Below are 23269 nucleotides of genomic sequence, written 5' to 3'. Positions count from 1 at the left end.
CGTGGGTCCAAGGCGCTCAGAACGAACCTTTCAGGCGTGGGCAGGCAGGAACTCGGTCTCGTCGAGACCGGTGATCCACATTACCAAGTCCACAGCCCGTCGCCCAATTCGGGGTGAACCTAGAGGATGTCCAGTAACCGTGAGTGAACAGCCGGGGTCACGAATGTACTCACGTCGCCGCCGAGGCGGGCGATCTCCTTGACCCAGCTGGACGAGATGAAAGCGTTCTCCGGGGCGGTCGGCAGGAACACCGTGTCGACCCCGGTCATCCGCCGGTTCAGCTGCGCCATCTGCAGCTCGTAGTCGTAGTCGGCGGCGGAGCGCAGGCCCTTCACGATCACGCCGGCGCCCTCGGCCCGGCAGTAGTCGACCAGCAGCCCGTCGAAGGTGCCGATCCGGACGTTCGGGAACGGCGCGACCAACTCGGTGAGCATCTCGATCCGCTCCTGCGGGCCGAACAGCCGGTTCTTCGACTGGTTCACCCCGGTCGCGACGATCAGCTCGTCGAAGGCGGCGGCCGCCCGGGTGACGATGTCGAGATGCCCGACCGTGGGCGGATCAAAGGTCCCTGGAAAGACCGCCTTAGCCATGGCGGTGACCGTACCAAAGCCGGGCCTCGCCGTACTTGCGGTCCCGCAACGCGGCGAACCCCTCCGGCCACTCCCACGGCTCCCGTTTCCCGCGCTCGACCACCACCACCGCGTCGTCCGCCAGCCACCCGTTGGCGACCAGATCGGTCAGCACGTCCTGCAGCTCGACCGTCTCCAGCTTGTACGGCGGGTCCGCGAAGACCAGGTCGAACACCGCCGGAGCGTCACCCGCAGTAACCTTCTCCACCGGTCGCGTGAGAACAGTCGCTCCGGGCAGGCCGACCGTACGAACGTTGGTCGCGACCACCTCGGCCGCCTTCCGGTCCGACTCCACCATCACTGCCTTCGCCGCCCCGCGGGACAGCGCCTCGAGCCCGATGGCCCCTGATCCGGCGTACAGATCCAGCACCGCCAGCCCGTGGAGGCTGCCGAACTCCGACTCGAGCGACGAGAACAGCGCCTCCCGGACCCGATCCGCGGTCGGCCTCGTCCCGCTTCCCGGCGGTACGACGATCCGCCGGCCGCCGGCCGCTCCCCCGACGATCCGCATCAGGTCTTCTCCAGGTATTCGGTGGTCTCCGACTCCAAAGCGCTGCGTACTGCGGCCCCCAGCACCGGGTACTCGGCCAGGTCGGCGTCCACCGACACGATCGAGTTCGCGACATGCCGGGCGGCGAGGATGACGTCCTCGTCCCGCAGCACGCTCAGCAGCTTCAGACTGCTCCGCCGCCCGGATTGCGCCACGCCGAGTACGTCGCCCTCGCGGCGGGTCTCCAGGTCGATCCGGGACAGCTCGAACCCGTCCGTCGTGGACGCCACCGCGTCCAAGCGCCCGTACGACTTCGACCCCGGCCAGAGGTCGGTCACCAGCAGGCACAGCCCCTGCACCTTGCCTCGCCCGACCCGGCCGCGCAGCTGGTGCAGCTGGGAGATGCCGAACCGGTCGGCGTCCATGATCACCATCGTCGAGGCATTCGGTACGTCGACACCGACCTCGATCACCGTCGTCGCGATCAGTACGTCGATGTCACCGGCCGCGAACCGCGACATCACCGCGTCCTTCTCGTCCGCGGGCAGCCGGCCGTGCAGGATCTCGACCCGGAGGTCGGGCAGGATCTCGGCCAGCGCCTCGGACACCTGCATGACCGAGATCGGCGGCCGGGCCTGCTGCTTCTTGCCGCCCTGCTCCTCCTCGCCCGCCGCGAACTCGCCTTCCTCGTCGGTCGCGTTCTTGACGTCGTCCCCGATCCGCGGGCAGACGACGTACACCTGGTGGCCCTTGCCGACCTCCTCGCGGACCCGGGTCCAGGCTCGCTGCAGCCACTCCGGCTTCTCCTTGGCGGGGACGACCGACGACTGGATCGGCGACCGGCCGGCCGGGAGCTGGGTCAGCGTCGAGACCGCGAGGTCGCCGAACACCGTCATCGCCACGGTCCGCGGGATCGGGGTCGCGGTCATGACCAGCACGTGCGGGGTGTTGTCGCCGGACTTCGCGCTCAGCGCGGCCCGCTGCTCGACCCCGAACCGGTGCTGCTCGTCGACCACCACGAGCCCGAGATCCGCGAACTGGACCTTGTCCTCGAGCAGTGCATGCGTCCCGACCACGATCCCCGCGGCGCCACTGGCGGCATCGAGCATCGCCGTACGGCGGCCTGCCGCGTTCAGCGAACCGGTCAGGAGGGCAACCTTGGTCGCGTGCTCCGCGCCGCCGAGCATGCCCTGCTCGGCCAGATCCCCGAGCATCTTGGTGAGCGTCTTGTGATGCTGCACGGCCAGCACTTCGGTCGGAGCGAGTAGCGCCGCCTGACCGCCGTTGTCGACGACGGACAGCATCGCCCGCAGCGCGACCACGGTCTTGCCGGAACCAACCTCACCCTGCAGCAGGCGGTGCATCGGGTGCGGGCGGGCCAGATCGGCGAAGATCTCCTCGCCCACCTCGGACTGCCCCTCGGTGAGCTCGAACGGCAGCCGCTTGTCGAAGTCGTCGAGCAGACCACCTGGCGTGCGCGGCCGGGGTACGGCGTTCAGCGCGTCGGTCACCGCTCGCCGCTGAGCCAGGATCGTCTGCATCACCAGCGCTTCCTCGAACCGGAACCGCTTCTGAGCGTCCTCGATGTCCTTCTCGGTGTCCGGCAGATGCACCTTTTGCAAGGCTTCACGCAGACCGAACAGCTTCTCGTTGCGCAGGATCAGGTCCGGGATCGGGTCGTCGATCCGCTCGTCCAGACTGTCCAGCACGATCTTGACGGACCGCTCGATCGTTGCGGTCGGCAACTTCGCGGTCGCCGGGTAGAGCGGGCGGAACGGCCTGGCCCGGCGTTCGATCTCGGCCTCGGTCAGGTCCTCGGACTCGAGGATCTCGGTGCCCGGGCCCTTCAGCTGCATGGTGTCGCGGAACATCGTCACCTCGCCCCAGAACAGGGCCGCGGTGCCAGGCGTCAGCTTGGTCGCCAGCCAGGGCTGGTTGAAGAACGCCAGCTCCAGATCACGGCGCCCGTCGGTGACGACGACCTTCGTCAGCGTCTTGCGCCGAGCCCACTTCTGTACGTCGGCCAGCGGGATGTCGGCCTTGGTGTCCAGGGACCGCACGGTGACCTTCTTGACCCGGCCGTTGACGGTCGCCTGGTCGCCGACCTCCAGCTCGTCGAACGGGGTCAGCTCACCCTTCTTCAGGTACCGCCGCGGGTAGTGCCGCAGCAGTTCGCCGACGGTCTCGATCTCGAGCACGTCCGCGAAGGTCTTGGCCGTCTTCGCGCCGAGGAAGTCTCGGAGCTTCCGGTCCGTATCGCTTCTCATTCCACCCCGATCAGCAGCGGGTACCTGTCCTGCCCTCCGTCGTACACCACGACGTCGACATCTTTGCGTTGGCGGCGTACATGCCGCTCCACAGCCTCGGCCAGGCCAGGATCCGCGTCCAGGCCGGTGACGATCGTGAGCAGCTCGCCGCCACCGCCGAGCAGCCGGTCGACGACACCGAACGCGGCCGTCTCCAGGTCGTCGGTGATCAGCGCGAAGTCGCCGTCGACCACGCCGAGCGCGTCGCCGATCTGGCACCGGCCGGCCATCGTCCAGGCGTCCTTCACCGCGATCGTGACCGCGCCGTGCCGGGTCTGCCCGGCGGCTGCGGACAGGTGTACGACGTCGTCGTCGAAGCTGCGTTCCGGGTCGTGGACGGCGATCGCGGCCAGACCCTGGACCTGCGCGCGGGTCGGGATCACGGCGACCCGGATCCCGTCCTGACGGGCCGCGGTGGCGGCGGCCTCGGCGACCGCGATCGAGTCCTTGTCGTTCGGCAGGATCACGATCTCGGGGGCCTGCGACACCTCGATCGCCTGCAGCAGTTCACCGGTCGAGCACCGCCGACCGGGACCGCCTCTGATGACATGCGCGCCGGCCTCGGTGAACAGGTCGGCCAGCCCCTCACCGGCGACGACCGCGATCACGGCCCGGCTCCGGATCGGCTCGTGCTGGTGGGCCTGGTCTGCGAAGTGAGTGACCCGGATCCGGTGCGGGCGGCCGATGTCGATGCCGTGCTCGATCGCGGCGCCGACGTCATCGGTGTGGACGTGCACGTTCCAGAGTCCGTCGCCGCCGACCACCACGACCGAGTCGCCGAGCCCGGCCAGGGTCTGCCGGAAGTCGCCGATCTTGTCGTCGGTCGCGTCGAGCAGGAACATCACCTCGTACGCCGGCCCGTCCTGGCTCTCGGCGCTTTCGCCCTGCGGCTCGACCCTGGCCGGTACGTCGACCCGCACGTACTGCCCAGTGAGTACGGATTCCATCGCGCCGAGGATCACGACGAGCCCGGCTCCCCCGGCGTCCACGACCCCCGCACGACGGAGTACAGCCAGCTGGTCGGTCGTCTTGGTGAGGGCCTGCCTGGCGGATGCGACCGCGGCCAGGCAGACGTCGGCGAGGCTCTTGCCGTCGTTCGCGGCGGTCATCGCGCCGGTGGCGGCAGCGCGGGCGACGGTCAGCATGGTGCCTTCGACCGGCTGGGCGACCGCGCCGTACGCGGCGTCGGCGGCGTACTTGAGGGCGTCGGCGAAGGCGGCCGGCTCACTCATCCGGGGATCCGCGAGTACGCCGTTCTCGCGGTCGCGCGGGAGGTTCTCGTTGAGGCGGAGGCCGCAGGCGCGGATCAGCTGGGAAGTGATCACGCCGGAGTTCCCGCGGGCGCCGAGCAGGGCGCCGCGGCCGAAGGCCTGGATCGCCTCGGTAAAGGTCAGCTCGCCCTTGGGCAGCGCGTCGCAGGCGGCTTCCCAGGTCAGGTAGAGGTTCGTCCCGGTGTCGCCGTCGGGCACCGGGTACACGTTCAGCTCGTCGATCTCGGTCCGCGCCCGCCCGAGCTCGACCAGCGCCGTCCGGGCCCACGCCCGCAACACCTCGACCGTCAATTCCTCCACGCCCGGAAGGTTAGTACCTGTCCGTTTACCATGTGCTGTGCCTCGCTCCGTTCTGTTCTCGTTCGCGTCCGACAGTTACCGGTACGCGGTCCGCGAGATCCGCGAGGCGTTTCCTGGTGAGCACCGGTTCGAGCGGCTCGGGGCCGAGGTGGCCCGGCTGGCCGACACCGCGGTTCCGGTCGAGGAGTTCGCGGCGGCGTGTGACGAAGGCCGCATCATGTTCGTCCGGCACCTGACCCGGGAGATCGCCGGCTACCCGCTGGACGACCTGCCGACCGAGTCCGAGCTCGCGACGACGCTGCTGGAGGAGATCTCGGCCAAGTCGGTCGCGGTGCAGACCTGGGTGGATGGCACCGGTAGCTCGTACCACCACCTGATCGTCGACGCGCTGGCCAGTCGTGGGGTGACGAGCACCCGATCCGGGCAGGACGTCGTCGTGTCCGGAGTCGTAGCCGGGAAGCAGTTGGTCATCGGTGTGAACCGGCTGGCGGACAGCTTGTCGGACTGGCCGGGTGGGCGGATGCGGCTGGCTCGTGGAGACGAGCGGGTTTCGCGGTCCGAGTTCAAGCTCGAGGAAGCGATCGCGACCTTCGGGCTGGAGTTGCCGGCGGCTGGGAAGGCGGTCGACCTCGGCGCCTCACCGGGCGGCTGGACGCGGATCCTGCGGCAGCACGGGCAGGAGGTGTGGTCGGTGGACCCGGGTTCGCTGGACCCGCGGCTGCGGGGCGATCGCCGGATCCATCACGAGGCGACGACGGCGGGCCGGTTTTTCGCGGCCAACCGGGTGCGGTTCGACGTGGTGGTGAACGACATGCGGATGGACCAGGAGCTGAGCGCCCGGATGATGCTCGACGCGGCCGGCCACCTGGCCAGCGGCGGATTGGCGGTCGTGACGCTGAAGGGCGGCGGGAAGAACCCGCTCGACGGCGCCCGGCGCGGCCTGGACGTGCTCCGGCAGGGGTACGACGTCCTGCACGCGCGGCAGCTGCATCACAACCGGAACGAGATCACCGTCGTCGCCCGGAAGCATTAAACGGAAACACGAAGAGGCGCCCGGGGTTAGCCGGACGCCTGTTCGAAGGCCCTACACGGAGGAAAGCTGAGGTCAGCCGACGACGCGCTGGACCTTTCCCGCCTTGATGCAGGAGGTGCACACCTTCAGCTTGGTCGGGGTTCCCTTGATGATCGCCCGGACCGGCTGGATGTTGGGGTTGAAACGGCGGGGCGTACGAGCCTTGACCCGCCGGATCATCGCGCCCTTACCCAAGCGGGCAACGCTGTTGCCGAACGTCGGCTGCTTGCCGCAGACATCGCACTTCTTAGACATGATTCTCCGTGTTCAGGGTCGTGACACCGACAGACCATGTTACATGGGTGTCAGCGAGCCACCAATTCGGCTTCAGGACGTGAGGTAGGCCACTTCGTCCTCGGTCAACGACACCGAAAGACCCGGTGTCGAGGTGCGTGTTTCGCTGACGTGCCGCGGCCCGATCAGCGGAAATACAGGATACGGCTGGTGCAGCAGCCACGCCAAAGCGATCGCGGTCGGCTCGACTCCCTTGGCCTTCGCCAGCTCCCGCGCGCGGTCCAGCCGGCGGAAGTTCTCGTCGGAGTAGAAGCAGCGCACGAGCTCGGAGTCCGAGGTGTCCTCCGGCTTGGCCCGGCCGGTGAAGAACCCGCGTGCCTGGCTCGACCACGGGAACAGGGCGACCTGCCGCTCCCGCAACCAGGCCTGCGATTCGTCGTCCGACACATGCCGGCAGCCGGCCCACGGTACGTCGTACGCCCGGGCGAGGCTGAGGTGGTTGCTGAGCAGCGTGAACGGCTGCTTGCTGTTTGCCTCGGCGTACGCGTTGGCCTCGTCGAAGCGTTCCAGCGACCAGTTGGAGCCGCCGTACGCCTTGATCCGGCCGGCCTTGAAGTGCTCGTCCATGACGTCGACGAACTCCGAGACACCGATCTCCTCGTTGTCGCGGTGCATCAGGTACAGATCGACGTGGTCGGTCTGCAGCCGCTCCAGGCTCTCGTGCAGCTGCCGGGTGATCGACTCCGGGTTGCAGTGCGGGGTGTGCGCACCCTTGCCGATCACGACCACGTCGTCGCGGTTGCCACGGGACTTCATCCACTGGCCGAGGAGCCGCTCGCCGCGTCCACCGCCGTAGATGTACGCCGTGTCGAACGTCGTACCGCCGCGCTCGACGAAGTCGTCGAAGATCACCGCGGCGTGCGGCAGCGTCTGCTGGTTGTCCACACCCATGACGAGCCGGGACACCTGCTTGTCCAGGCCGGGCACCTTGCCGTACGTCATCGGGGCGTCGTCGCGCCGGGCCAGCGGTCGTCCGGTCGCGGTCGGGACCTTCGCGTCGTCCCGCTCGCTCGCGTACTGCTGCCCGATCGCCGCCCGCCACTGGTCCTGGACGGTGAGGTTGCCGAGTGTGTCGGCCCAGCTCATCTCCGGCGCCTGCTTCGCACCGGCCTGTACTGCGGCCTGCACGGCCTCGGCCTCCGCCGCGTAGATGAGGGCCGGCTCCGCGGAGATGTCCCGCGGCTCCTCCCCCACCTTGTGCAGCGTGACGTGGGTCGGCTTGCCGTCGCCGCCGAACCACGGGTCCTCGACGACGAGGTACCCCTCGCTGCCGAAGATCCGGACCTGGTTCCGGTCGGACAGCCGTACGCCGGTGCTGACCTGCGCGGTGACGCCGCCGTCGAAGAACAGCGTCGCCACCGTCCACTCGTCCACGCCGGTCTCGCCGACGTGCCCGACCGCGCTGACCGCGGCCGGGTCGGCGAACGGCTGCCCGGCCGCGATGCCGGCGATCAGCCGTGCGTACGACACCGGGTAGCCGCCGACGTCGAGGATGCCGCCGCCGGCCAGTTCGTCGGCGAAGATCCGGCTCTCCGGCCGGAAGCCCGCGGCGAACGCGAAGGTGGCCTGGATCTGGTGGACGGTGCCGAGCTCGCCGTCGCGGACCAGCTGGGCGACCAGCTTGGTCTGCGGCAGGCACCGGTACATGTACGCCTCCATCAGGAAGACGTCGTTGCGTACGGCGGCCTCGATCATCGCCTCCGACCAGGCCCGGTTGATCGCGAGCGGTTTCTCGCACAGCACGTGCTTGCCGGCCTCGGCGGTCTTGATCGCCCACTCGACGTGCATCGGGTGCGGAGTGGCGATGTAGACCGCGTCGACGGACTCGTCGGCCAGCAGGTCGTCGTACGACGCGTGCCGGTTCGCGATGTCCCACTTGTCGGCGAAGGTGTTCGCCGACTCGAGGGACCGGCTGCCGACGGCGACGACCTCGTTGGTCTTCGACGTCGGCACCTGGCTGGCGAACCGGGAAGCGATGTTGCCGGTGCCGATAATGCCCCAGCGGAGCTTGGTGTCAGTCAAAAGGAATCCCGTTGTCTTCGTAGTTTCGGATCAGAACTTCATGGCGCCTGCCGCCAGGTCGGCGATGAACGAACGCGCGCCGATCAGGAACACGCCGATCAGGGGGATGACGCTCATCAATGCACCGGCCATCACCATTGAGTAGTCGGTGCCGTAGATGCCGTTGAGCTGGTCGAGTGCGACCTGCAGGGTGAGGCGGTTCGGGTCGGTCATCACGATCAGCGGCCAGAGGTAGTCGTTCCAGACGTTGATGAACGTGAAGATGCCGAGGAAGGCCAGGCCGGGCCGAAGTACCGGCAGGCCGACGGTCAAGTACTGCCGGAAGAAGCCGGCGCCGTCGACCTTGGCGGCCGAGATGAGTTCGTCGGGGATCGCGCCGCGGGCGTACTGACGCATCCAGAAGATCCCGAACGCGTTCGCCGCACCCGGGATGATGAGTGCTTTCAGCGACCCGATCCAGCCGAACTCGGCCAGCGTGACGAACTGCGGCACCAGCGAGAGCTGGGTCGGGATCATGAAGGTCGCGAGCAGTATGGCGAACAGGACGTTCCGGCCCGGGAAGTCGTACTTCGCGAACGCGAAAGCGGCCAGCGAGTCGAAGAACAGCACCAGGACCGTGACCCCGAGGGACGCGACCAGGGTGAGCAGCATCGAGCCGAAGAAGTTGATGTTGTCGAGCACCTTGCCCATGTTCTCGAACAGGTGGGATCCGACCAGCAGTTTCGGCGGGTAGCTGAAGATGTCCGGTGTGGTGTTCGAGGCCATCACGAGCATCCAGTAGAACGGGAAGATCGAGACCAGCACCCCGAACATCAGCACGATGTGGCCGACAGCGGTACGCAAGCGCTCAATGGACATCTGCGGCCTCCCTCTTGGCATTCTGGGCTGCGATCTTGCGTTCCACTCGCCGAGCGGCGCGTCGGGTCACCCGTTCGTCGTCGTTTCCGCCGATCAGCCGCCAGTTGATGATGCTGAACAGCACGATCAGGATGAACAACGCCCAGCCGACAGCGGCGCCGTACCCGAACTGGTTCTTGATGAACGCGCTCTGGTACAGGTACGAAACGATGGTCAGACCGGCGTCGCCCGGGCCGCCGATGTTGCTGGTGTCACCGAACAGCACGCGGGACTCGGTGAAGATCTGCAGCCCGCCGATGGTCGAGGTGACCGCGGTGAACAGGATGACCGGTCGCATCATCGGGACGGTGATCCGCCAGAACGTCTGCCGGGTGCTCGCGCCGTCCACCTTGGCCGCCTCGTACACGTCCTGGGAGATAGCCTGCAAGCCGGCGAGGTAGATGATCGCGTTGTAGCCGACCCACCGCCAGGTGACGATGGTGGCGATCGCGATCTTGATCCCCCACGGTTGGGTCAGCCATTCGATCTGGCCGAGTCCGATCGACTGCAGGAACGCGTTCAGCAGGCCGAAGTTGTTGGAGAAAATCGATCCGAACACCAGGGTGATCGCGACCACCGAGGTGACGTTCGGGATGAAGTAGGCGATCCGGTAGAAGGTGCGCAGCCGGGTCGCGTTGTGCAGCGCGTTGGCGATCACCAACGCCAGCAGCAACATCGGCACGGTCGACAGCACCCAGATGATCAGCGTGTTCCCGATCGTCTTCCAGAACGTCGCGTCGGTGAGCAGGTAGTGGTACTGCTCCAGCCCGACCCATTTCATCTGGCCGATGCCGTCCCAGGAGTGGAACGAGATCCAGATCGAGAACAGCACCGGGAACGCGCCGAAGATCGCGAACAGGATGAAGAACGGCGCGACCGCGGTGTACTGCGGCAAGGCCTGACGGTACTTGTTCGGCGGCTTGTCGCCGGCCGCGGCGGTCGCGCTGACCGTCGCCGGAACGGCTTTGCTGGTCACGGCCATTCAGATCGCCCCCGCTCGGGTGAGCTCGCGCTCGACCTGCCGCTGGGCGTCGGCCCAGGCTTGGTCCGGGTTCTTGCCGGATGCCTCGACGTTCACCAGTTCGGAGCTGATCGGCGTGTCGATGATGGTGTCGTAGGGCGAGAAGTACGCGCCCGGGTACTTCTTCGCGGACTCCGCGAACACGTCGACGATCTGCTGCCCGCCGAAGAACGGATCGGGAGCGGCGAGCGTCTTGTCCGTGTAGGTGGCCGGCGTGGACGGGAACAGGACCGGGTCCAGGAAGGCCTGGGCCTGGTTCTTCGCCGACTCCAGCCAGCTGATGAAGGCGAACGCCGCCTTCGGGTTCTTGCAGTACTTCGTGATGGCCAGGAAGGACCCGCCCTTGTTGCCGGCGCCACCAGGAGCCGCCGTAACCCGCCAGAGTCCCTTGGTCTTCGGTGCCGCGTTCTTCGGCCCGAGCTGCGCCCACCAGACGGCCGCGTTGTAGGCGACCAGCTTGCCGTTGGTGACAACGGCGTTCTTGTCGGTCGAGTTCTGCGCGTTCGCCGACAACCCTTCCTTCACGACCCGGACGGAGAGATCGAAGGCCTCCCGGACGTGGTCCTGATCGCCGATGTACTGGCCGTCCGCGGTCATGTAGCGCTTGGACTGCTGCGCCATCCGGTAGCCGTAGATGCCGGTGATGTTGTCGGTGATCGACGAGCCGGGCACCGCCTGCTTCACCTTCTTGCCCAGCGCGATGTAGGTGTCCCAGTCCGGCGCCAGCTCGGCGACGGCGGCGGGATCGATGTCGATACCGGCCTTCTGGAACGTGTCCGTCCGATAGAACAGCGCGGTCGGCCCAGTGTCCATCGGGTAGGCCATCATCTTGTTCTGCTGGGTGATCCCGAGCTTCCACTTCCAGGGCAGGAAGTCGTCCGCCAGGTCCTTGGCGCCGAGCTCGTTCAGGTCGTAGAACTGATCGGCGTTCGGGAAGTAGGTCGCGACGTCGTCGTTGATCGCGACGATGTCCGGGACCAGGGACTTGCCCGCCAGCGCGGTCAGCACCTTGGTCTTGTAGTTCGACCCGATCCGGGTCATCGACAGCTTCATGCCGTCGTACCCCGGGATCGCCTTCTCCGCCTGACTGATCAGACCGTCGTTGACGGATCCGACCCAGGTCCACATGCTGAGCTCGTTCGAGCTGCCCAGTGAGCTGCGGGATCCGCAGCCGGTGAGTCCCGTGGCGGCCGCGGCTGCGGAGCCGCCGACCGCGAGGAAGTGCCTTCTGCTCAAGGTCATAGCCTCACCTGGCGCTTTCTGTTGGATTTCGCCGGAAGGTGTCCAGATATGTTTACGTAGCCATTAGGTAAGCGCATACCGACTGAACCGGTCAAGGCTCCGGTGACAAGATTGGTCTCATGATGATGCGAACCGTCACCGCCGTCCTCTTCGACGCCGACGGCGTGATCCAGCGCCCCAGTCGCGATTGGTGGACCAAACTCGGTTCTCTTGTCCCCGCCGACGGGGAGGCATTCGTCGCGGATCTGATGGCGGCCGAGAAGCCGTCACTGGTCGGCAAGGGTGACTTCCGGGACGCGGTGGCCGACGTACTGCGGCGGTGGAACTCGTCGGCTTCCGTCGACGAGGCGCTCGAGCCGTGGAGCTGGTTCGCCGCGGAGCCTGGGGTCGTGTCGCTGATCTCCGGGTTGCGCGCGGCCGGGGTCGAGTGTCACCTCGCGACCAACCAGCAGGCGTACCGGCGGGCGATCATGCAGGACGAGCGCGGGTACGGCGACTGGTTCGACCAGACCTTCTACTCGTGCGACCTCGGGCTGGCCAAGCCGGATCCGGCGTACTTCCGGGCCATCCTCGGTTCGCTGGACGTGCCCGCTTCGTCGGTGCTGTTCATCGACGACAACGTCGCCAATGTGGCGGGTGCTTCGAGCGTCGGACTGCAGGCCGAGCTGTACGACCTGTCGGCCGGCGTACCGGCGCTGGAGGAGCTGCTTCGGCGTTACGGGCTGCCGATTCCGGACTGAAGTCTTGTGATGGCGTGACGGCTGTGGCATCGTCGCCGGACAGCTGACAACGTAGGACAGTCCACCAGCCGCTCCCTGGAGGCACCGCATGTCCGATCGCCCACGTTCACGCTCTCCCGCCGCGGTGTAGTCGCGCTTACGCTCTGGCCCGCTCAAGTCCGTCACCCCCGGCCGCGGAGCCGTCGAGTCGTGCGGATCTGTTCCCACCCGGTTCGCCGAGTCGTGGATCGCGGTCGCGAATCGCAACCCAAATCCACGACTCGGCGGCTGGAATGTTGACGGAATCTACAGGTCGCGGAAGTAGACCGCGAGTGGGAGCTTCGCGCAGCCGAGGGATTCGTAGAAGGCTCGGGCCGGGGCGTGGAAGTCGTCGCCGCCGGTGCCGATCTCGACGTACTCCGCGCCTTCGGAGCGCATCGCCTCGAAGGCGTGTTCGCACAGCGCGGTGCCGGCGTTCGACCGCCGATGTTCCCGTGCGACGGCGAGCAGCTCGACGGTGCCTTTCGGTCGGGCCGGGTCGACATCCCAGGCGACATACCCAAGCAGCACGCCGCTTTCCTCCGCAACGGCGACGTACTTGTGCTGCGCCGGGTCATGCAACCCGGCGACCTGCTTGCGGTAGTCGTCCCGCCAGTTGCCGTGCTGGTGGGTGAAGATCGTCTCGCCAACCAGTGGGCGGAACGATTCCTCGTAGAACGGCCCGAAGGTGTCGATGGTCAGGTCGATGAGCCGGGCCAGGTCAGCGTCGACGTACGTGCGGATGTGCATGGAGTGTGCCTCTCACGAGTGAAGGAAATCCGGGCAGGCGTGACCGGCACACCGCACTACCTGCAAAGCAGGGGCGGTGAGCCGCGGTCAGCGCCGGGTACGCCCGGCGGCGAAGCACTCCATGGCCGTTAGATTATCGGCCGACTGGCGGTACGGCGACCTGCACGGCGTGGACCTGGCCGGTACGCGGGCCGTTCCTCAGCCGGCCAAGGTTGTCGGTGATGCTGTCGTTCATCCGCCACTCCGACGTCAGGATGCAGAGCGTCGGCCCGTCGAAGTCGACCAGAGTCAGCGCGAACGGAGCCCGGTTCTCGGGCAGGTCGATGCGCTGCAGGATCTCGCCGCCCTTGGCGACCCGGACGACAGCCTCCTCGCCAGTCTGTACCCAGATGGCGCCCTCGGCATCGAGGCAGATGCCGTCCGGGCCAAGGTTCTCCGCGAACACACGCCGGTTGGACAACCCGCCGCCCGGCTCGACGTCGAACGCGGTCAGCCGGCCGGCGAACGACTCCGAGATGACCAGCATCCGCCCGTCCGGCGTGAGCACCATCCCGTTCGGGAACTGGATCTCGTCGGCGACCTCCCGGACCTGCCCGTCGGGCGTGACGAGCTTGATCCAGCCGGGTTTCGGCGCCTCACCACCGGCGAAGTCGAAGTCCGCACCGTTCAGATAAACGTTGCCCCGGGCATCGACCACGATCTCGTTGGCAACCTGCTCGGCCAGCACCGTGACCGATCCATCGGGCTCGTAGCGCCGAAGTCTGTCGCCGGTCGTCAGCATCCGGCCGTCCGGCAGCCACTCGATGGACCAGCCCATCAACCGCTCGACCGGTACGTCGAAGTACTCCGCCTTGCCGTCGGCGTCGACCGCGACCACCTGCTGCTCGATCCAGTTGGTGAACCACAGCCGTCCGTCGTGCCAGCGGGCCGACTCGGGCATCCCCAGGCCGTCGAGCAGGAGTTTCGATTCGGACATCACGCCACCTCATTCGTCGATCGGGCTGCTTTCACCCACTACACGAACGAGGTCCGGTCAGATCGACGGCTGAGCAGGAAAAGTACGGCGATCAGCGGCAACGTCACCAGGTACGCCGTACGCAGGTCCACGACCCGGGCGAGTACGGCGAGGACCGCAGGCGCGACCAGGATCGCCGTACCGGACGCCAGCGCGCCGATCGCGGACAGGCGGGCCGAACTGAGTCCAGGGGTCGCGACCAGGGAGGCGAGCGTGACCGGATAAAGGGGCGCAACGCCGAGGCCCGCCACTACCAGACCCAGGGCGACGAGAGCCGGGGAGTCGAACAGGCTGACCAGCAACGTGCCGCACGCCGCCAGCGCACCCGACGGCAGCACGGGCGACCAGCCACGCCAGCGAATCGGACCGATCGCCCGCCCGATCGCCATCCCGATCGGGAACGCGCTCCCGAGCAACGCGGCCGTTGCCGTCGGCAACCCGGTCGCCACCAACCGCGCCACCGCCCACACCACGAAGCAGAACTCCACCGACACCGCGAGTACGACGCGCAGCCACCCAACCCCCACATCCACGACGACCTGCCGCCCCACCCGGCCCCGCCACTTCCGCCCGAGCCCCACCGCCGGAGCAGAATCAATCAGCACCGCTACGGGCGGCTCGACGTGCCCGCGCTCGGAGACCGTCGGCTCCACGCGTTGGCCGGCCAGGCCTGGACGCGGTGACTGAGATCGGCGGGTGAGGACGGCGAGCAGGAGCAGCGGTGGGGCGGCGGCGATCATCGCTAGGCGGCCGCTGGGGCCTAGGCCGTCGAGGGCGCCGATGGCTAGGGGCGCGAGGATGCCGGTGCCGCTGGCGACGGCGTTGACTCGACTGAGTCGGGCCGCGGCCGTTGGTCCGTTGAGTAGGAGCGGTGCGACCAGGACCAGTAGGGCGCCGCCCAGGCCGACGAAGAGTCCGCCGGCAATCGCGAGGGTGTACGTCGGGGCGACTGCGATCAGGACTGCTCCGATCGCGCAGACGACCGAGCCGAAGGCGAGAACCCTCGGGATTGGCCACGACCGCAGTAAGCGCGGGCCGATCAGCGCGACAACGAGCAGCCCGACCGCGAAGCCCGACGACAGCAGCGCGAGCCTGCCCGTCGGTTCGTCCAAGTCGCGGGCGAGGATCGCCACGCAGGCGCCGAGTCCGGCCAGTACGAACCCCATTGCCGACAGTGCGATGCCGATCTGGAATTCGTCCCCACGAGTCCCCGCGTCCACTCGAGCCGCCGTTCCGGCGGTCACTCGGGGCCTTTGATGAGCTCGGCGAGCTGGTGTAGGTCGGTCAGCTGGATGTCGGCGGGGATGCCCTTGAGACCGGCGGTCAGGGCACCGGAGGCGCGGCCGGCTGTCAGGCCGACCACAGTGTCCTCGACCACCAGGCACTGCGTGGCCTGTACGCCGAGCAACTCGGCGGCGCGAAGGTAGCCCTCCGGATTCGGTTTGCCGTGCGTGACGTCGTCGAGTGTGACGAGGATCGACGGCGAGACCCCGACCGCGTCCAACCGAACCTTGGCGAGCCTGGTCGACGCACTCGTGTAAACGGCCCACGGCACGGCTGTCCGATCGAGCAACGTCGTCAGCTCGAGAGCGCCAGGAGTGGGTACGACGTCGGATACGTCGTCGGACTCGATGTCCAGGACCCGTGCGACCGCGACCGCCACCTCGGCCGGCGTGAGGTCGGGCCGCATCCGGGTGATGGTCGCCTTGGCCGGGTTGCCGTGCGCGATCGCGAGTACGTCGGCGGGCGGTACGCCGTACTCGATCGCCCAACGGCTCCAGCTGCGGTCGACGACCGCGTCGGAGTCGACCAGCGTGCCGTCCATGTCGAACAGGACGGCGCGGATGTCCCGGATTTCCATGACCCCTCCCGATTAAACTCGTCCTCCGAGCATAAACTCTCTCGGCACAGGGTGAAAGCGGCCCAGGGTGAAGTACAGCGTGAAAGGCAGCTGATGACTCCAGTGCGTCGCGGGCAGTGGCAGACGGCTTCGGACGTGCTGACCCAGCTGTCCCGTCAGCCTGGGATCACCCGGGCGGCGCTCGCGCGCACCCTGCGGCTGAGTACGGGTTCGGCGACCGAGGTGACCGCTCGGCTGCGCGACGTACAGCTGCTGACCGAAGTACCTGCTCCGAGTCAGGGGCGTGGTCGGCCGACCACGCTGTTGCGGGCGCATCCGCAGGGACCTGTGGTGCTGGCACTCGACCTGCGGCAGAGCAGTTGGCGGAGTGCCGTGGTGACGCTGGACGGGTCGCTGCTGGACCCGCAATACCGCCGGCACCGGAGCAGGCGGCCACAGGTCGTGCTGAACAACCTGCGGCGCCAGGTGGAGCAGGCACAGCAGCAGTACGGCGACCGGCTGCGGATGCTCAGCCTGGCCGTACCGGGCTCAGTCCGCGACAACCACCTCATGCAGGCACCCACGCTGGAGTGGGACGAACTGGACCTCGCACAGGTCACCACCGAAGGGCTGCCCCTGCTCGCCGGCAACGACGCGACGTTGAGTGGTGTAGCGGAGGCCCGAACGGGCGCTGCGGCAGGAGCAGGTACGGCGGTGCACCTCATCGTCGAGGTGGGTATCGGTGGGACCCTGCTGATCGACGGCGTACCAGCACAAGGCGTGTCCGGTGCAGGTGGCGAGTACGGCCACATGCCCTTCGGCGACCGTTCCCGCTCGTGTCCGTGCGGTGCACGCGGCTGCTGGGACCTGGAGATCGACGGCCGCGCTCTGGCACGCCACCTGAAGCAGCCGACACCGGACGACCCCGTTGCCTACGCAGAGGAGGTACTGCGGCGCACAGACCGGACCGCACGCGCCGCCGTCACCAAAGTGGTCGCTGCGCTAGGCAGTGGCATCGCAGGTCTCGTCAACGCGCACGACCCGGATGTGGTGACCATCGGGAGTCTCGCGATCCCGCTGCGCGCGGCGGCTGAGCGTAGCTTCGAGGAGGCGTACCTGGGCGGTCTGATGACGTTCCACCGCGACTCTCCCCCGCCGGTCCTGCCCGCGACTCACCAGCCCGACGGCCCGCTCCGAGGCGCTGCCGCCCTGGCGCTCGACCAGCTCACCACCGAGCCCGCAATCGCAGCCTGGGTAGCTACTCGACTACCTCTTCGATGACGTCTTCTTCTTCGACCTTCGGCTTAGGCACGATCGGCGGCTCCAGCTTCGCCAGGATCTCGATGATGTCGTGCCGGTGGTGCTGGATCTCGTGCGCGGTGTGCCGGATGACCCAGCCCAGCGTGCGCGGCGCTCGCACCGGATAGTTGTAGAGCCCCAGCTTCCCCAACTCCTGCGGACGCAGCACCCGCGCCGCCGCACCGAACTCCTTCGCGAACCGCACCAGTGCCGCCGCGACCTCCATCGGGTCCTGGTCCTCGTACTTCTGCTGCTTGACCCGACCGGTCCGGTCCATCGGCGCGTACACCGGCCGGTCCTCGGCCAGGCACTGCGCGATCCGCAGCCGCTGCACTTCGAGTACGTCGCGGACGTGACAGGCGTACTCGATCGCGGACCACACGTCCGGCTCCGGCCGCAGGCGGACCACGCTCGAGTCGGGACCAGCCGCGGCCTTCGTCAGCGCCATGCTGCAGTCCGCCGACTGCCGGATCAGCAGGGTCACCGTGCCCTGCAGGTCACCCGTGTCGTAGTCGAACCCGCACTGCTCGCAGTACCCGTCGACCGGGGGCTGCTTGATCAACTGGTACTCCCTTTGAATCTCCACGCGTGATCGACCGGTCCGATGCCGGAGCCGAGTGCGAACCCGGCCGCGATCGCACCGGTCACGTACTCCTTCGCAGCGCCCACCGCACCCGGTACGTCGTACCCACGAGCCAGGTACGACGCGATGGTGCTCGCCAGCGTGCATCCGGTGCCGTGCGTGTGCCTGTTGTCGGCACGGACCGCGCTGTACGAACGCCGCACCCCAGGGCCGTGCAGTACGTCGACAGACGCCGTACCGACGTCGTGGCCGCCCTTCACCAGCACCCAGGACGCGCCTACGTCCAGCAGGAGCTTCGCGGCGAGCTCGCGGTCCTCGATGGTCTCCAGCTCGACATCGGCGAGCGGTCCGAGCTCAGTGAGGTTCGGGGTGAGGACGGTGGCGAGTGGGACGATCTCCGACCGTACGGCGGCCATCGCGTCAGCAGCGAGCAGCGCGTCGCCATGCTTCGACACCGAGACCGGGTCGACCACGATCGGCACCGACGGCGGCAGCGTCCGCAGCAATGACGCGACGACCTCGACCATCGCCGAGGACGCCAGCATGCCCGTCTTCACCGCGTCGACCCCGATGTCGTCGACCACGCTGTGGAACTGGGCCCGCACCTGCTCCTCCGGCAGCTCCCAGGCGCCCTGGACGCCGATGCTGTTCTGCGCGGTGATCGCGGTCAACACGCTCATGCCGTGTACACCGTTGGCAAGCATCGCCTTCAGGTCCGCCTGGATCCCAGCCCCGCCACCGGAGTCCGAACCGGCGATCGTCAACACTCTCGGCGGTGCCATCCCAACCGTCATCTCAACTCCTGAAGTGGGCGTGGCCGGTCTCGTCAGCATACGGCGAGCCGTCCACCGTCACGGTCCCGGCCGGGCGCTCTTCGTTGCCCTCAGCAACCGAACCGATGACGGTCCAGCCCTCCGGCACGTCGGCCGGCTCGAAGGTGCCGACCAGAGCGTGGTCCTCACCACCGGTCAGCACGAACTTCAGCGCGTCCACACCGGTCGCCGCCGCGACCGCCTGCAGCGGCTCCGGCACGGTCAACGCCTTCGTGTGGACGTCGATGATCACCTGACTCGCGACGGCGATATGACCGAGGTCCGACAGCAGACCATCGCTCACATCACACAGCGAGGAGGCTCCGGCGAGCGCAGCCCGCGGACCTTCGGCGTACGGCGGTTGTGGGCGGCGATGCGCCTCGACGACGGCTCGTGGTGAACGGAACCCGCGGGCGAGGACCGCCCAGCCGGCCTCGGCCCAGCCCAGCCGGCCGACGTACGCGACCTCGTCACCGGGACGTGCACCCGACCGCAACACGGGCTGGCGCCCGTCGAGCGAGCCGAAAGCGGTCACCGAGACGACGATCTTGTCGGACTGGACCGTGTCGCCGCCGATGATGCTCGCCTCGACCAGCTCACACTCGTCGACCAGACCCTGGTTGAGCTCCAGCGCCCAGGCCGTCGGCAGCTCGGCTGGACCGCCGAAGCCGACCACCAGCGCGGTGGGCCGGGCGCCCATCGCCGCGACGTCGGCCAGGTTCTGCGCGGCGGCCTTGCGGCCCACGTCGTACGCCGAGGACCAGTCCTGCCGGAAGTGGCGGCCCTCCACCAGCAGGTCGGTCGTGATCACCATCCGCCCGTCCGGCACCGCCATCACGGCGGCGTCGTCACCGGGACCGACCAGGACGTCCTCACCTGTGGACAGCCCCTTGGTGACGGCCGCGATCAGGCCGAACTCACCCGTGCTCCCCAACGTCTCTGTCACGTCAGCAGACCTCCCATATCGCTAGGCGGAGTCTAGGCGGTACCGTGACCGGGCAACGAGTACGCCCGGGCGTCCCGCAGTACTACGGGACGAGCGGAGCCAGCTGAGGACGACTGAGTGGAGAACGACGTGGTGGTCCAGGCCTACATCCTGATCCAGACCGAGGTCGGCCGGGCGGCCGACGTCGCGGCACAGATCGCCGAGGTCCAGGGCGTCACCCTGGCCGAGGACGTCACCGGTCCGTACGACGTGATCGTCCGCGCGGAAGCCCGCAACGTCGACGAACTGGGCAGGCTGGTCGTTGCCCGGGTCCAGAACGTTCCCGGCATCACCCGCACGCTGACCTGTCCCGTCGTCCACATCTGAGCCTCCACGGAGACCCGTCCACCTTCGGTATGCCCAAAATCCTGCTGGCCGCACTCGGCGTGATCGTGCTCGCCGGGTGCAGCCCCGGCGCCACGCTCGTCCCGGTCCCCTCCCCGGCCCCCGAGGTCGCCGCCGCCTGCACCCCACTGGTCCAGGCCCTGCCGGCAAAGGTTCTCGATCTGAAGCGGCGGAAGACCACGCCCGAGAGTCCCCTCACCACGGCGTACGGCGACCCACCGATCGAGATCACCTGCGGTGTCGCCCAGCCGGCCGGCATGGCCGAGGCGCAGTCCCAGTGCTTCGAGGTCAACGGCGTCGGCTGGTTCGCCAAACAGGCCCAGAACGGCTACATCTTCACCACCATCGGCCGCTCCCTGTACGTCGAGGTCGCGGTCCCCTCGAAGTACTCCCCCGAAGCCAACGCCCTCACCGACGTCTCCGACGCCATCCAAAAACACAACAAGGTCATCACCCCCTGTATCTGACCGTCGTGTCCGGTTGCGGGCCGCAGGGGCGACGTCTCGGGTAGAAGCGCCCGGTTGGTGGGCGCTCGGACGACGGGAGAAGCTGATGAAGTACATGATCCTCACGTACGCGTCGCAGCAGGACTACGACGGGATGGCCGGCAAGGACACCGGGAAGCCCGCCTGGAAGCCGGAGGACTTCGCGGCCATGGGGGCCTTCATGGAGAAGTTCAACAACGACCTGGCCGAATCGGGCGAGTTGGTCGAGACCCGCGCGCTGGCGGCGCCGGTGCTGACCCGGCGGCTGGGGTCGAAGGACGGGCAGTCGGTGGTGACCGACGGGCCGTACGCCGAGACGCAGGAGGTGCTCGCCGGGTACTGGATCGTCGAGTGCGAGTCGTTCGACCGGGCGACCGAGATCGCCGCCCGGCTCGCGGACACACCGGCGCCCGAGTTCGCGCGAGCGACGGCGTACGCCGATATCCGGCCGATGGCGGAGGGGCCTGAGGAGCTCGTCGGGTGAGCCAAGCCCTCGAGGAGTTGCTGCGGGAGCTGGCGCCGCAGGTGCTCGGGGCGTTGGTACGGCGGTACGGGCGCTTCGATACGGCCGAGGACGCGGTGCAGGAGGCGCTGCTCGCGGCGGCGGAGCAGTGGCCGGCGGACGGCGTACCGGATAGTCCGCGCGGCTGGTTGATCACCGTCGCTTCCCGTCGGCTGACGGATCTGCTGCGTCGTGAGCAGGCTCGTCAGCGGCGGGAGGACCGGGTCGCGCAGTGGGCGCCGCAGGGCGAGCCGGTCGGCGACGCCGACGACACGCTGGTGCTGCTGTTCCTGTGCTGCCACCCATCGCTGTCGCCCGCGTCGCAGATCGCGTTGACGCTGCGGGCGGTCGGCGGTCTGACGACGACCGAGATCGCCCGGGCGTTCCTGGTGCCGGAGGCAACCATGACGCGGCGGATCACCCGGGCGAAGGCGAGCGTGAAGGAGACCGGCGCGCGGTTCACGATGCCGGCCGATCGCGACGAGCGGCTGGGCGCGGTGCTCAAGGTGGTCTACCTGATCTTCAACGAGGGCTACGCGAGTACGACGGGTTCGAGCCTGCAACGGGTTGAGTTGGCGGCCGAGGGGATCCGGCTGGCGCGGATTCTGCACCGCCTGCTTCCTGACGAGACGGAGGTGGCGGGACTGCTGGCGTTGCTGCTGCTGACCGATGCCCGTCGACCGGCCCGGACCGGTCCGCTCGGCGAACTCGTGCCGATGGCGGAGCAGGATCGGTCGCTGTGGATCCCAGAGCTGATCCAGGAAGGCGTCGAGCTGATCACGGCGACGCTGCCGCGTGGGCCGGTCGGGCCGTATCAGCTGCAGGCAGCGATCGCTGCGATCCACGACGAGTCTCCGACCGCCGACGAGACGGACTGGCCGCAGATCGTCGCGCTGTACGAGGTGCTACTTCAACTCACCGACAACCCGATGGTCGCCCTCAACCACGTCGTCGCCGTCGCGATGGCCCGCGGGCCGGCGGACGGCCTCGAACTGCTGGCATCGATCGAGCACGACGACCACCTCGCCAAGGACCACCGCCTGGCCGCGGTCCGGGCGCACCTGCTCGAGATGTCAGGCGACACCGTCGGCGCACGAACGGCGTACGAGGAAGCCGCGAGCCGGACGACAAGCCTTCCCCAGCAGCGCTACTTGCGCGCCCGCGCCAGCAGGCTGTGAAGCTCCAGGCTTGGCCGGCTAGCTGATCCGGTCGGCGAAGACTACGAGATTGGCCTCGTACTTCGCCGACTCGTAGTCGAGGCCGCCGCAGGTGATCAGTCGCAACCCGGCGTGGTTGATGTCGCCGTAGACGGCGGCGCTCGGGAAGCTGGTCTTCGGATACTGCTGGACCCGGCTCACCCGGAACACCGCGGTGGAGTGGTCCTGCCGGCTGACGATGACGGAGTCGCCGGGCTTCAGCTGTGCCAGTCGGGCGAACACGCCTGCCCGGCCGGCCCAGTGGACGTGGCCGGCGATGACGGCCGGACCCCGCTCGCCCGGTGTGGGCGCGCCGGTGAACCATCCGGCCGGGAATCCGTTCGGCGGGACTTGCAGACTGCCGTTGCGTTTGAGGCCGAGACGGACCAGGGCTGAATCCACCCCGATCGCGGGGATCTTGACCCGGATCGGGGTGGACTTCCGCATCGGAGCCGGCCGCGCGTGTCCCGCGTCGGGGGGTGAAGACCGCCGGGATGGCGCGGTGGATGGCTCCGAGCGGAGTGTTGGGGTGTGGGTGCCTGGTCGTGCGGTGCGTTGCGGTGTGCTCGCGGCCGGCGTGCTCGGGGTGGGCGTGATCACGGTGGTGGTTGGCGCAGCGGCGCCGCTCGGTGCGACCTCGGCCGGTAGCGCACCGGACTGAGTCGGCCCCGTGCCTGACTCAGTGGTGCAACCGGCCGCCGTCAACACGGCCGCGAGGAGCAGAGCCGCCGCGCCGGTCCTCACGGAGTGCCGGCCCCGCTCCAGCCAAACCAGCTGAGCCCGGGGACAACCCACGGCCTGACGACGACGCTCGAGAGACCGGACGCATCACCCGTTCCAACAGCCCCTTGCGGAGTCCTGCTCACCTGCGGCGGCCGAGGCGTGGTCGGAGGCGTCGTGGGCGGCGTGGTCGGCGGCGTGGTCGGAGGCGTCGTGGGTGGCGTGGTCGGAGGCGTGGTCGGCGGCGTGGTCGGAGGCGTCGTGGGTGGCGTGGTCGGAGGCGTGGTCGGCGGCGTCGTCGGAGGTGTGGTCGGCGGCGTCGTCGGAGGTGTGGTCGGCGGCGTCGTGGGCGGCGTCGTGGGCGGCGTCGTGGGCGGCGTCGTGGGCGGCGTCGTGGGCGGCGTCGTGGGCGGCGTCGTGGGCGGCGTCGTGGGC

The 23269-nt window shown here is 68.4% G+C and carries 26 protein-coding genes; 8 read left to right on the top strand and 18 right to left on the bottom strand.

The window, feature by feature from the left end; translation table 11 throughout:
* Positions 1-119: 119 nt before the first annotated feature.
* The 4 genes from coaD to EV650_RS39375 are packed head-to-tail and all read right to left on the bottom strand — an operon-like array spanning position 120 to position 4996.
* A complete protein-coding gene (coaD, locus tag EV650_RS39390; RefSeq protein WP_134124332.1) occupies positions 120-590 on the bottom strand; it encodes a pantetheine-phosphate adenylyltransferase in 471 nt (156 codons plus the stop codon).
* Entirely contained in the window at positions 583-1140 is a 558-nt protein-coding gene (gene rsmD / locus EV650_RS39385; protein WP_369409982.1) for a 16S rRNA (guanine(966)-N(2))-methyltransferase RsmD, read from the bottom strand. The genes coaD and rsmD overlap by 8 nt, the downstream gene beginning before the upstream one ends.
* A complete protein-coding gene (gene recG / locus EV650_RS39380; protein ID WP_134124331.1) occupies positions 1140-3386 on the bottom strand; it encodes an ATP-dependent DNA helicase RecG in 2247 nt (748 codons plus the stop codon). Before recG ends, rsmD begins: the two co-directional genes overlap by 1 nt.
* Positions 3383-4996 (bottom strand): DAK2 domain-containing protein, encoded by a 1614-nt coding sequence (locus EV650_RS39375; RefSeq protein WP_134124330.1) that lies wholly within the window; start codon positions 4994-4996, stop codon positions 3383-3385. The genes recG and EV650_RS39375 overlap by 4 nt, the downstream gene beginning before the upstream one ends.
* 37 nt (positions 4997-5033) lie before the next feature.
* On the opposite strand from EV650_RS39375, the gene EV650_RS39370 reads away from it, so the two are divergent.
* The gene (locus EV650_RS39370) at positions 5034-6029 is read left to right on the top strand and encodes an SAM-dependent methyltransferase (RefSeq protein WP_134124329.1); all 996 of its coding nucleotides are present in this window, start codon (positions 5034-5036) and stop codon (positions 6027-6029) included.
* A gap of 72 nt (positions 6030-6101) precedes the next feature.
* On the opposite strand, the gene rpmB is transcribed toward EV650_RS39370, so the two are convergent.
* The 5 genes from rpmB to EV650_RS39345 form a co-directional block, all read right to left on the bottom strand.
* Positions 6102-6323: a 50S ribosomal protein L28 gene (gene rpmB / locus EV650_RS39365; RefSeq protein ID WP_134124328.1), complete on the bottom strand. Its 222-nt coding sequence runs from the start codon at positions 6321-6323 to the stop codon at positions 6102-6104.
* 72 nt (positions 6324-6395) lie between these two features.
* Positions 6396-8384, bottom strand: a complete 1989-nt coding sequence (locus tag EV650_RS39360) for an aldo/keto reductase (RefSeq protein ID WP_134124327.1) — start codon at positions 8382-8384, stop codon at positions 6396-6398.
* Between the two features lie 30 nt (positions 8385-8414).
* Positions 8415-9242 (bottom strand): carbohydrate ABC transporter permease, encoded by an 828-nt coding sequence (locus EV650_RS39355; RefSeq protein WP_134124326.1) that lies wholly within the window; start codon positions 9240-9242, stop codon positions 8415-8417.
* The gene (locus tag EV650_RS39350) at positions 9232-10263 is read right to left on the bottom strand and encodes a carbohydrate ABC transporter permease (protein WP_134124325.1); all 1032 of its coding nucleotides are present in this window, start codon (positions 10261-10263) and stop codon (positions 9232-9234) included. Before EV650_RS39350 ends, EV650_RS39355 begins: the two co-directional genes overlap by 11 nt.
* Positions 10264-11544, bottom strand: coding sequence for an ABC transporter substrate-binding protein (locus EV650_RS39345; RefSeq protein WP_134124324.1), 1281 nt, complete (start codon positions 11542-11544; stop codon positions 10264-10266).
* A gap of 119 nt (positions 11545-11663) precedes the next feature.
* On the opposite strand from EV650_RS39345, the gene EV650_RS39340 reads away from it, so the two are divergent.
* Entirely contained in the window at positions 11664-12284 is a 621-nt protein-coding gene (locus EV650_RS39340) for an HAD family hydrolase (RefSeq protein WP_134124323.1), read from the top strand.
* 285 nt (positions 12285-12569) lie between these two features.
* Here EV650_RS39340 and EV650_RS39335 read toward each other — a convergent pair whose 3' ends face one another.
* The 4 genes from EV650_RS39335 to EV650_RS39320 all read right to left on the bottom strand — a co-directional run bounded on the left by EV650_RS39335 (position 12570) and on the right by EV650_RS39320 (position 15928).
* Positions 12570-13052 (bottom strand): GNAT family N-acetyltransferase, encoded by a 483-nt coding sequence (locus tag EV650_RS39335; RefSeq protein WP_134124322.1) that lies wholly within the window; start codon positions 13050-13052, stop codon positions 12570-12572.
* A 133-nt stretch (positions 13053-13185) separates the two neighbouring features.
* The gene (locus tag EV650_RS39330; protein ID WP_134124321.1) at positions 13186-14028 is read right to left on the bottom strand and encodes an SMP-30/gluconolactonase/LRE family protein; all 843 of its coding nucleotides are present in this window, start codon (positions 14026-14028) and stop codon (positions 13186-13188) included.
* Positions 14029-14066: 38 nt separating this feature from the next.
* A complete protein-coding gene (locus EV650_RS39325; protein ID WP_238174765.1) occupies positions 14067-15311 on the bottom strand; it encodes an MFS transporter in 1245 nt (414 codons plus the stop codon).
* Positions 15308-15928: an HAD-IA family hydrolase gene (locus EV650_RS39320; RefSeq protein ID WP_134124320.1), complete on the bottom strand. Its 621-nt coding sequence runs from the start codon at positions 15926-15928 to the stop codon at positions 15308-15310. Before EV650_RS39320 ends, EV650_RS39325 begins: the two co-directional genes overlap by 4 nt.
* A gap of 93 nt (positions 15929-16021) precedes the next feature.
* Between EV650_RS39320 and EV650_RS39315 the strand changes: the two genes are divergently transcribed.
* Complete coding sequence (locus tag EV650_RS39315; RefSeq protein ID WP_134124319.1) at positions 16022-17188, top strand: ROK family transcriptional regulator; 1167 nt, start codon at positions 16022-16024, stop codon at positions 17186-17188.
* On the opposite strand, the gene EV650_RS39310 is transcribed toward EV650_RS39315, so the two are convergent.
* Genes EV650_RS39310 through EV650_RS39300 form a run of 3 tightly spaced genes read right to left on the bottom strand, consistent with a single transcriptional unit; the run spans position 17166 to position 19547 of the window.
* Entirely contained in the window at positions 17166-17768 is a 603-nt protein-coding gene (locus EV650_RS39310; protein ID WP_134124318.1) for a DinB family protein, read from the bottom strand. The two genes, EV650_RS39315 and EV650_RS39310, sit on opposite strands and share 23 nt — an antisense overlap.
* Positions 17765-18583 carry a bifunctional hydroxymethylpyrimidine kinase/phosphomethylpyrimidine kinase gene (thiD, locus tag EV650_RS39305; protein ID WP_134124317.1) on the bottom strand — a complete coding sequence of 273 codons (819 nt, stop codon included), beginning with the start codon at positions 18581-18583 and terminating at the stop codon, positions 17765-17767. Before thiD ends, EV650_RS39310 begins: the two co-directional genes overlap by 4 nt.
* Position 18584: 1 nt before the next feature.
* Positions 18585-19547: a thiamine-phosphate kinase gene (locus EV650_RS39300; protein WP_134124316.1), complete on the bottom strand. Its 963-nt coding sequence runs from the start codon at positions 19545-19547 to the stop codon at positions 18585-18587.
* A 117-nt stretch (positions 19548-19664) separates the two neighbouring features.
* Between EV650_RS39300 and EV650_RS39295 the strand changes: the two genes are divergently transcribed.
* The 4 genes from EV650_RS39295 (at position 19665) to EV650_RS39280 (ending at position 22096) form a co-directional block, all read left to right on the top strand.
* Positions 19665-19913: an Lrp/AsnC family transcriptional regulator gene (locus EV650_RS39295; RefSeq protein ID WP_134124315.1), complete on the top strand. Its 249-nt coding sequence runs from the start codon at positions 19665-19667 to the stop codon at positions 19911-19913.
* A 29-nt stretch (positions 19914-19942) separates the two neighbouring features.
* Positions 19943-20398, top strand: coding sequence for a DUF3515 domain-containing protein (locus tag EV650_RS39290; protein ID WP_134124314.1), 456 nt, complete (start codon positions 19943-19945; stop codon positions 20396-20398).
* Between the two features lie 85 nt (positions 20399-20483).
* Positions 20484-20900: a YciI family protein gene (locus EV650_RS39285; protein ID WP_134124313.1), complete on the top strand. Its 417-nt coding sequence runs from the start codon at positions 20484-20486 to the stop codon at positions 20898-20900.
* Positions 20897-22096, top strand: coding sequence for an RNA polymerase sigma factor (locus EV650_RS39280; protein ID WP_134124312.1), 1200 nt, complete (start codon positions 20897-20899; stop codon positions 22094-22096). The genes EV650_RS39285 and EV650_RS39280 overlap by 4 nt, the downstream gene beginning before the upstream one ends.
* 18 nt (positions 22097-22114) lie before the next feature.
* Here EV650_RS39280 and EV650_RS39275 read toward each other — a convergent pair whose 3' ends face one another.
* Complete coding sequence (locus tag EV650_RS39275) at positions 22115-22561, bottom strand: class F sortase (RefSeq protein ID WP_134124311.1); 447 nt, start codon at positions 22559-22561, stop codon at positions 22115-22117.
* 55 nt (positions 22562-22616) lie between these two features.
* Between EV650_RS39275 and EV650_RS40605 the strand changes: the two genes are divergently transcribed.
* The gene (locus EV650_RS40605) at positions 22617-22775 is read left to right on the top strand and encodes a hypothetical protein (protein ID WP_166678433.1); all 159 of its coding nucleotides are present in this window, start codon (positions 22617-22619) and stop codon (positions 22773-22775) included.
* A 167-nt stretch (positions 22776-22942) separates the two neighbouring features.
* On the opposite strand, the gene EV650_RS40600 is transcribed toward EV650_RS40605, so the two are convergent.
* The coding region (locus tag EV650_RS40600; RefSeq protein ID WP_202875332.1) for a hypothetical protein at positions 22943-23269 on the bottom strand (327 nt) is incomplete at its 5' end.

The organism is Kribbella kalugense, from assembly GCF_004365875.1.
GTDB lineage: Bacteria > Actinomycetota > Actinomycetes > Propionibacteriales > Kribbellaceae > Kribbella > Kribbella kalugense.
Note: the sequence above shows the minus strand (reverse complement) of the source record. Positions and strands in the feature narration are given on the sequence as shown.

What these genes read in the sequence shown, in the direction of transcription:
- EV650_RS39335 (WP_134124322.1), bottom strand. Translation starts at nt 13,052, where the DNA reads ATGCACATCCGCACGTACGTCGACGCTGACCTGGCCCGGCTCATCGAC.
- EV650_RS39355 (WP_134124326.1), bottom strand. Translation starts at nt 9,242, where the DNA reads ATGTCCATTGAGCGCTTGCGTACCGCTGTCGGCCACATCGTGCTGATG.
- EV650_RS39330 (WP_134124321.1), bottom strand. Translation starts at nt 14,028, where the DNA reads ATGTCCGAATCGAAACTCCTGCTCGACGGCCTGGGGATGCCCGAGTCG.
- recG (WP_134124331.1), bottom strand. Translation starts at nt 3,386, where the DNA reads ATGAGAAGCGATACGGACCGGAAGCTCCGAGACTTCCTCGGCGCGAAG.
- EV650_RS39320 (WP_134124320.1), bottom strand. Translation starts at nt 15,928, where the DNA reads ATGGAAATCCGGGACATCCGCGCCGTCCTGTTCGACATGGACGGCACG.
- EV650_RS39350 (WP_134124325.1), bottom strand. Translation starts at nt 10,263, where the DNA reads ATGGCCGTGACCAGCAAAGCCGTTCCGGCGACGGTCAGCGCGACCGCC.
- EV650_RS39290 (WP_134124314.1), top strand. Translation starts at nt 19,943, where the DNA reads ATGCCCAAAATCCTGCTGGCCGCACTCGGCGTGATCGTGCTCGCCGGG.
- EV650_RS39340 (WP_134124323.1), top strand. Translation starts at nt 11,664, where the DNA reads ATGATGATGCGAACCGTCACCGCCGTCCTCTTCGACGCCGACGGCGTG.
- rsmD (WP_369409982.1), bottom strand. Translation starts at nt 1,140, where the DNA reads ATGCGGATCGTCGGGGGAGCGGCCGGCGGCCGGCGGATCGTCGTACCG.
- EV650_RS39345 (WP_134124324.1), bottom strand. Translation starts at nt 11,544, where the DNA reads ATGACCTTGAGCAGAAGGCACTTCCTCGCGGTCGGCGGCTCCGCAGCC.
- EV650_RS39315 (WP_134124319.1), top strand. Translation starts at nt 16,022, where the DNA reads ATGACTCCAGTGCGTCGCGGGCAGTGGCAGACGGCTTCGGACGTGCTG.
- thiD (WP_134124317.1), bottom strand. Translation starts at nt 18,583, where the DNA reads ATGACGGTTGGGATGGCACCGCCGAGAGTGTTGACGATCGCCGGTTCG.
- coaD (WP_134124332.1), bottom strand. Translation starts at nt 590, where the DNA reads ATGGCTAAGGCGGTCTTTCCAGGGACCTTTGATCCGCCCACGGTCGGG.
- rpmB (WP_134124328.1), bottom strand. Translation starts at nt 6,323, where the DNA reads ATGTCTAAGAAGTGCGATGTCTGCGGCAAGCAGCCGACGTTCGGCAAC.
- EV650_RS39275 (WP_134124311.1), bottom strand. Translation starts at nt 22,561, where the DNA reads ATGCGGAAGTCCACCCCGATCCGGGTCAAGATCCCCGCGATCGGGGTG.
- EV650_RS39285 (WP_134124313.1), top strand. Translation starts at nt 20,484, where the DNA reads ATGAAGTACATGATCCTCACGTACGCGTCGCAGCAGGACTACGACGGG.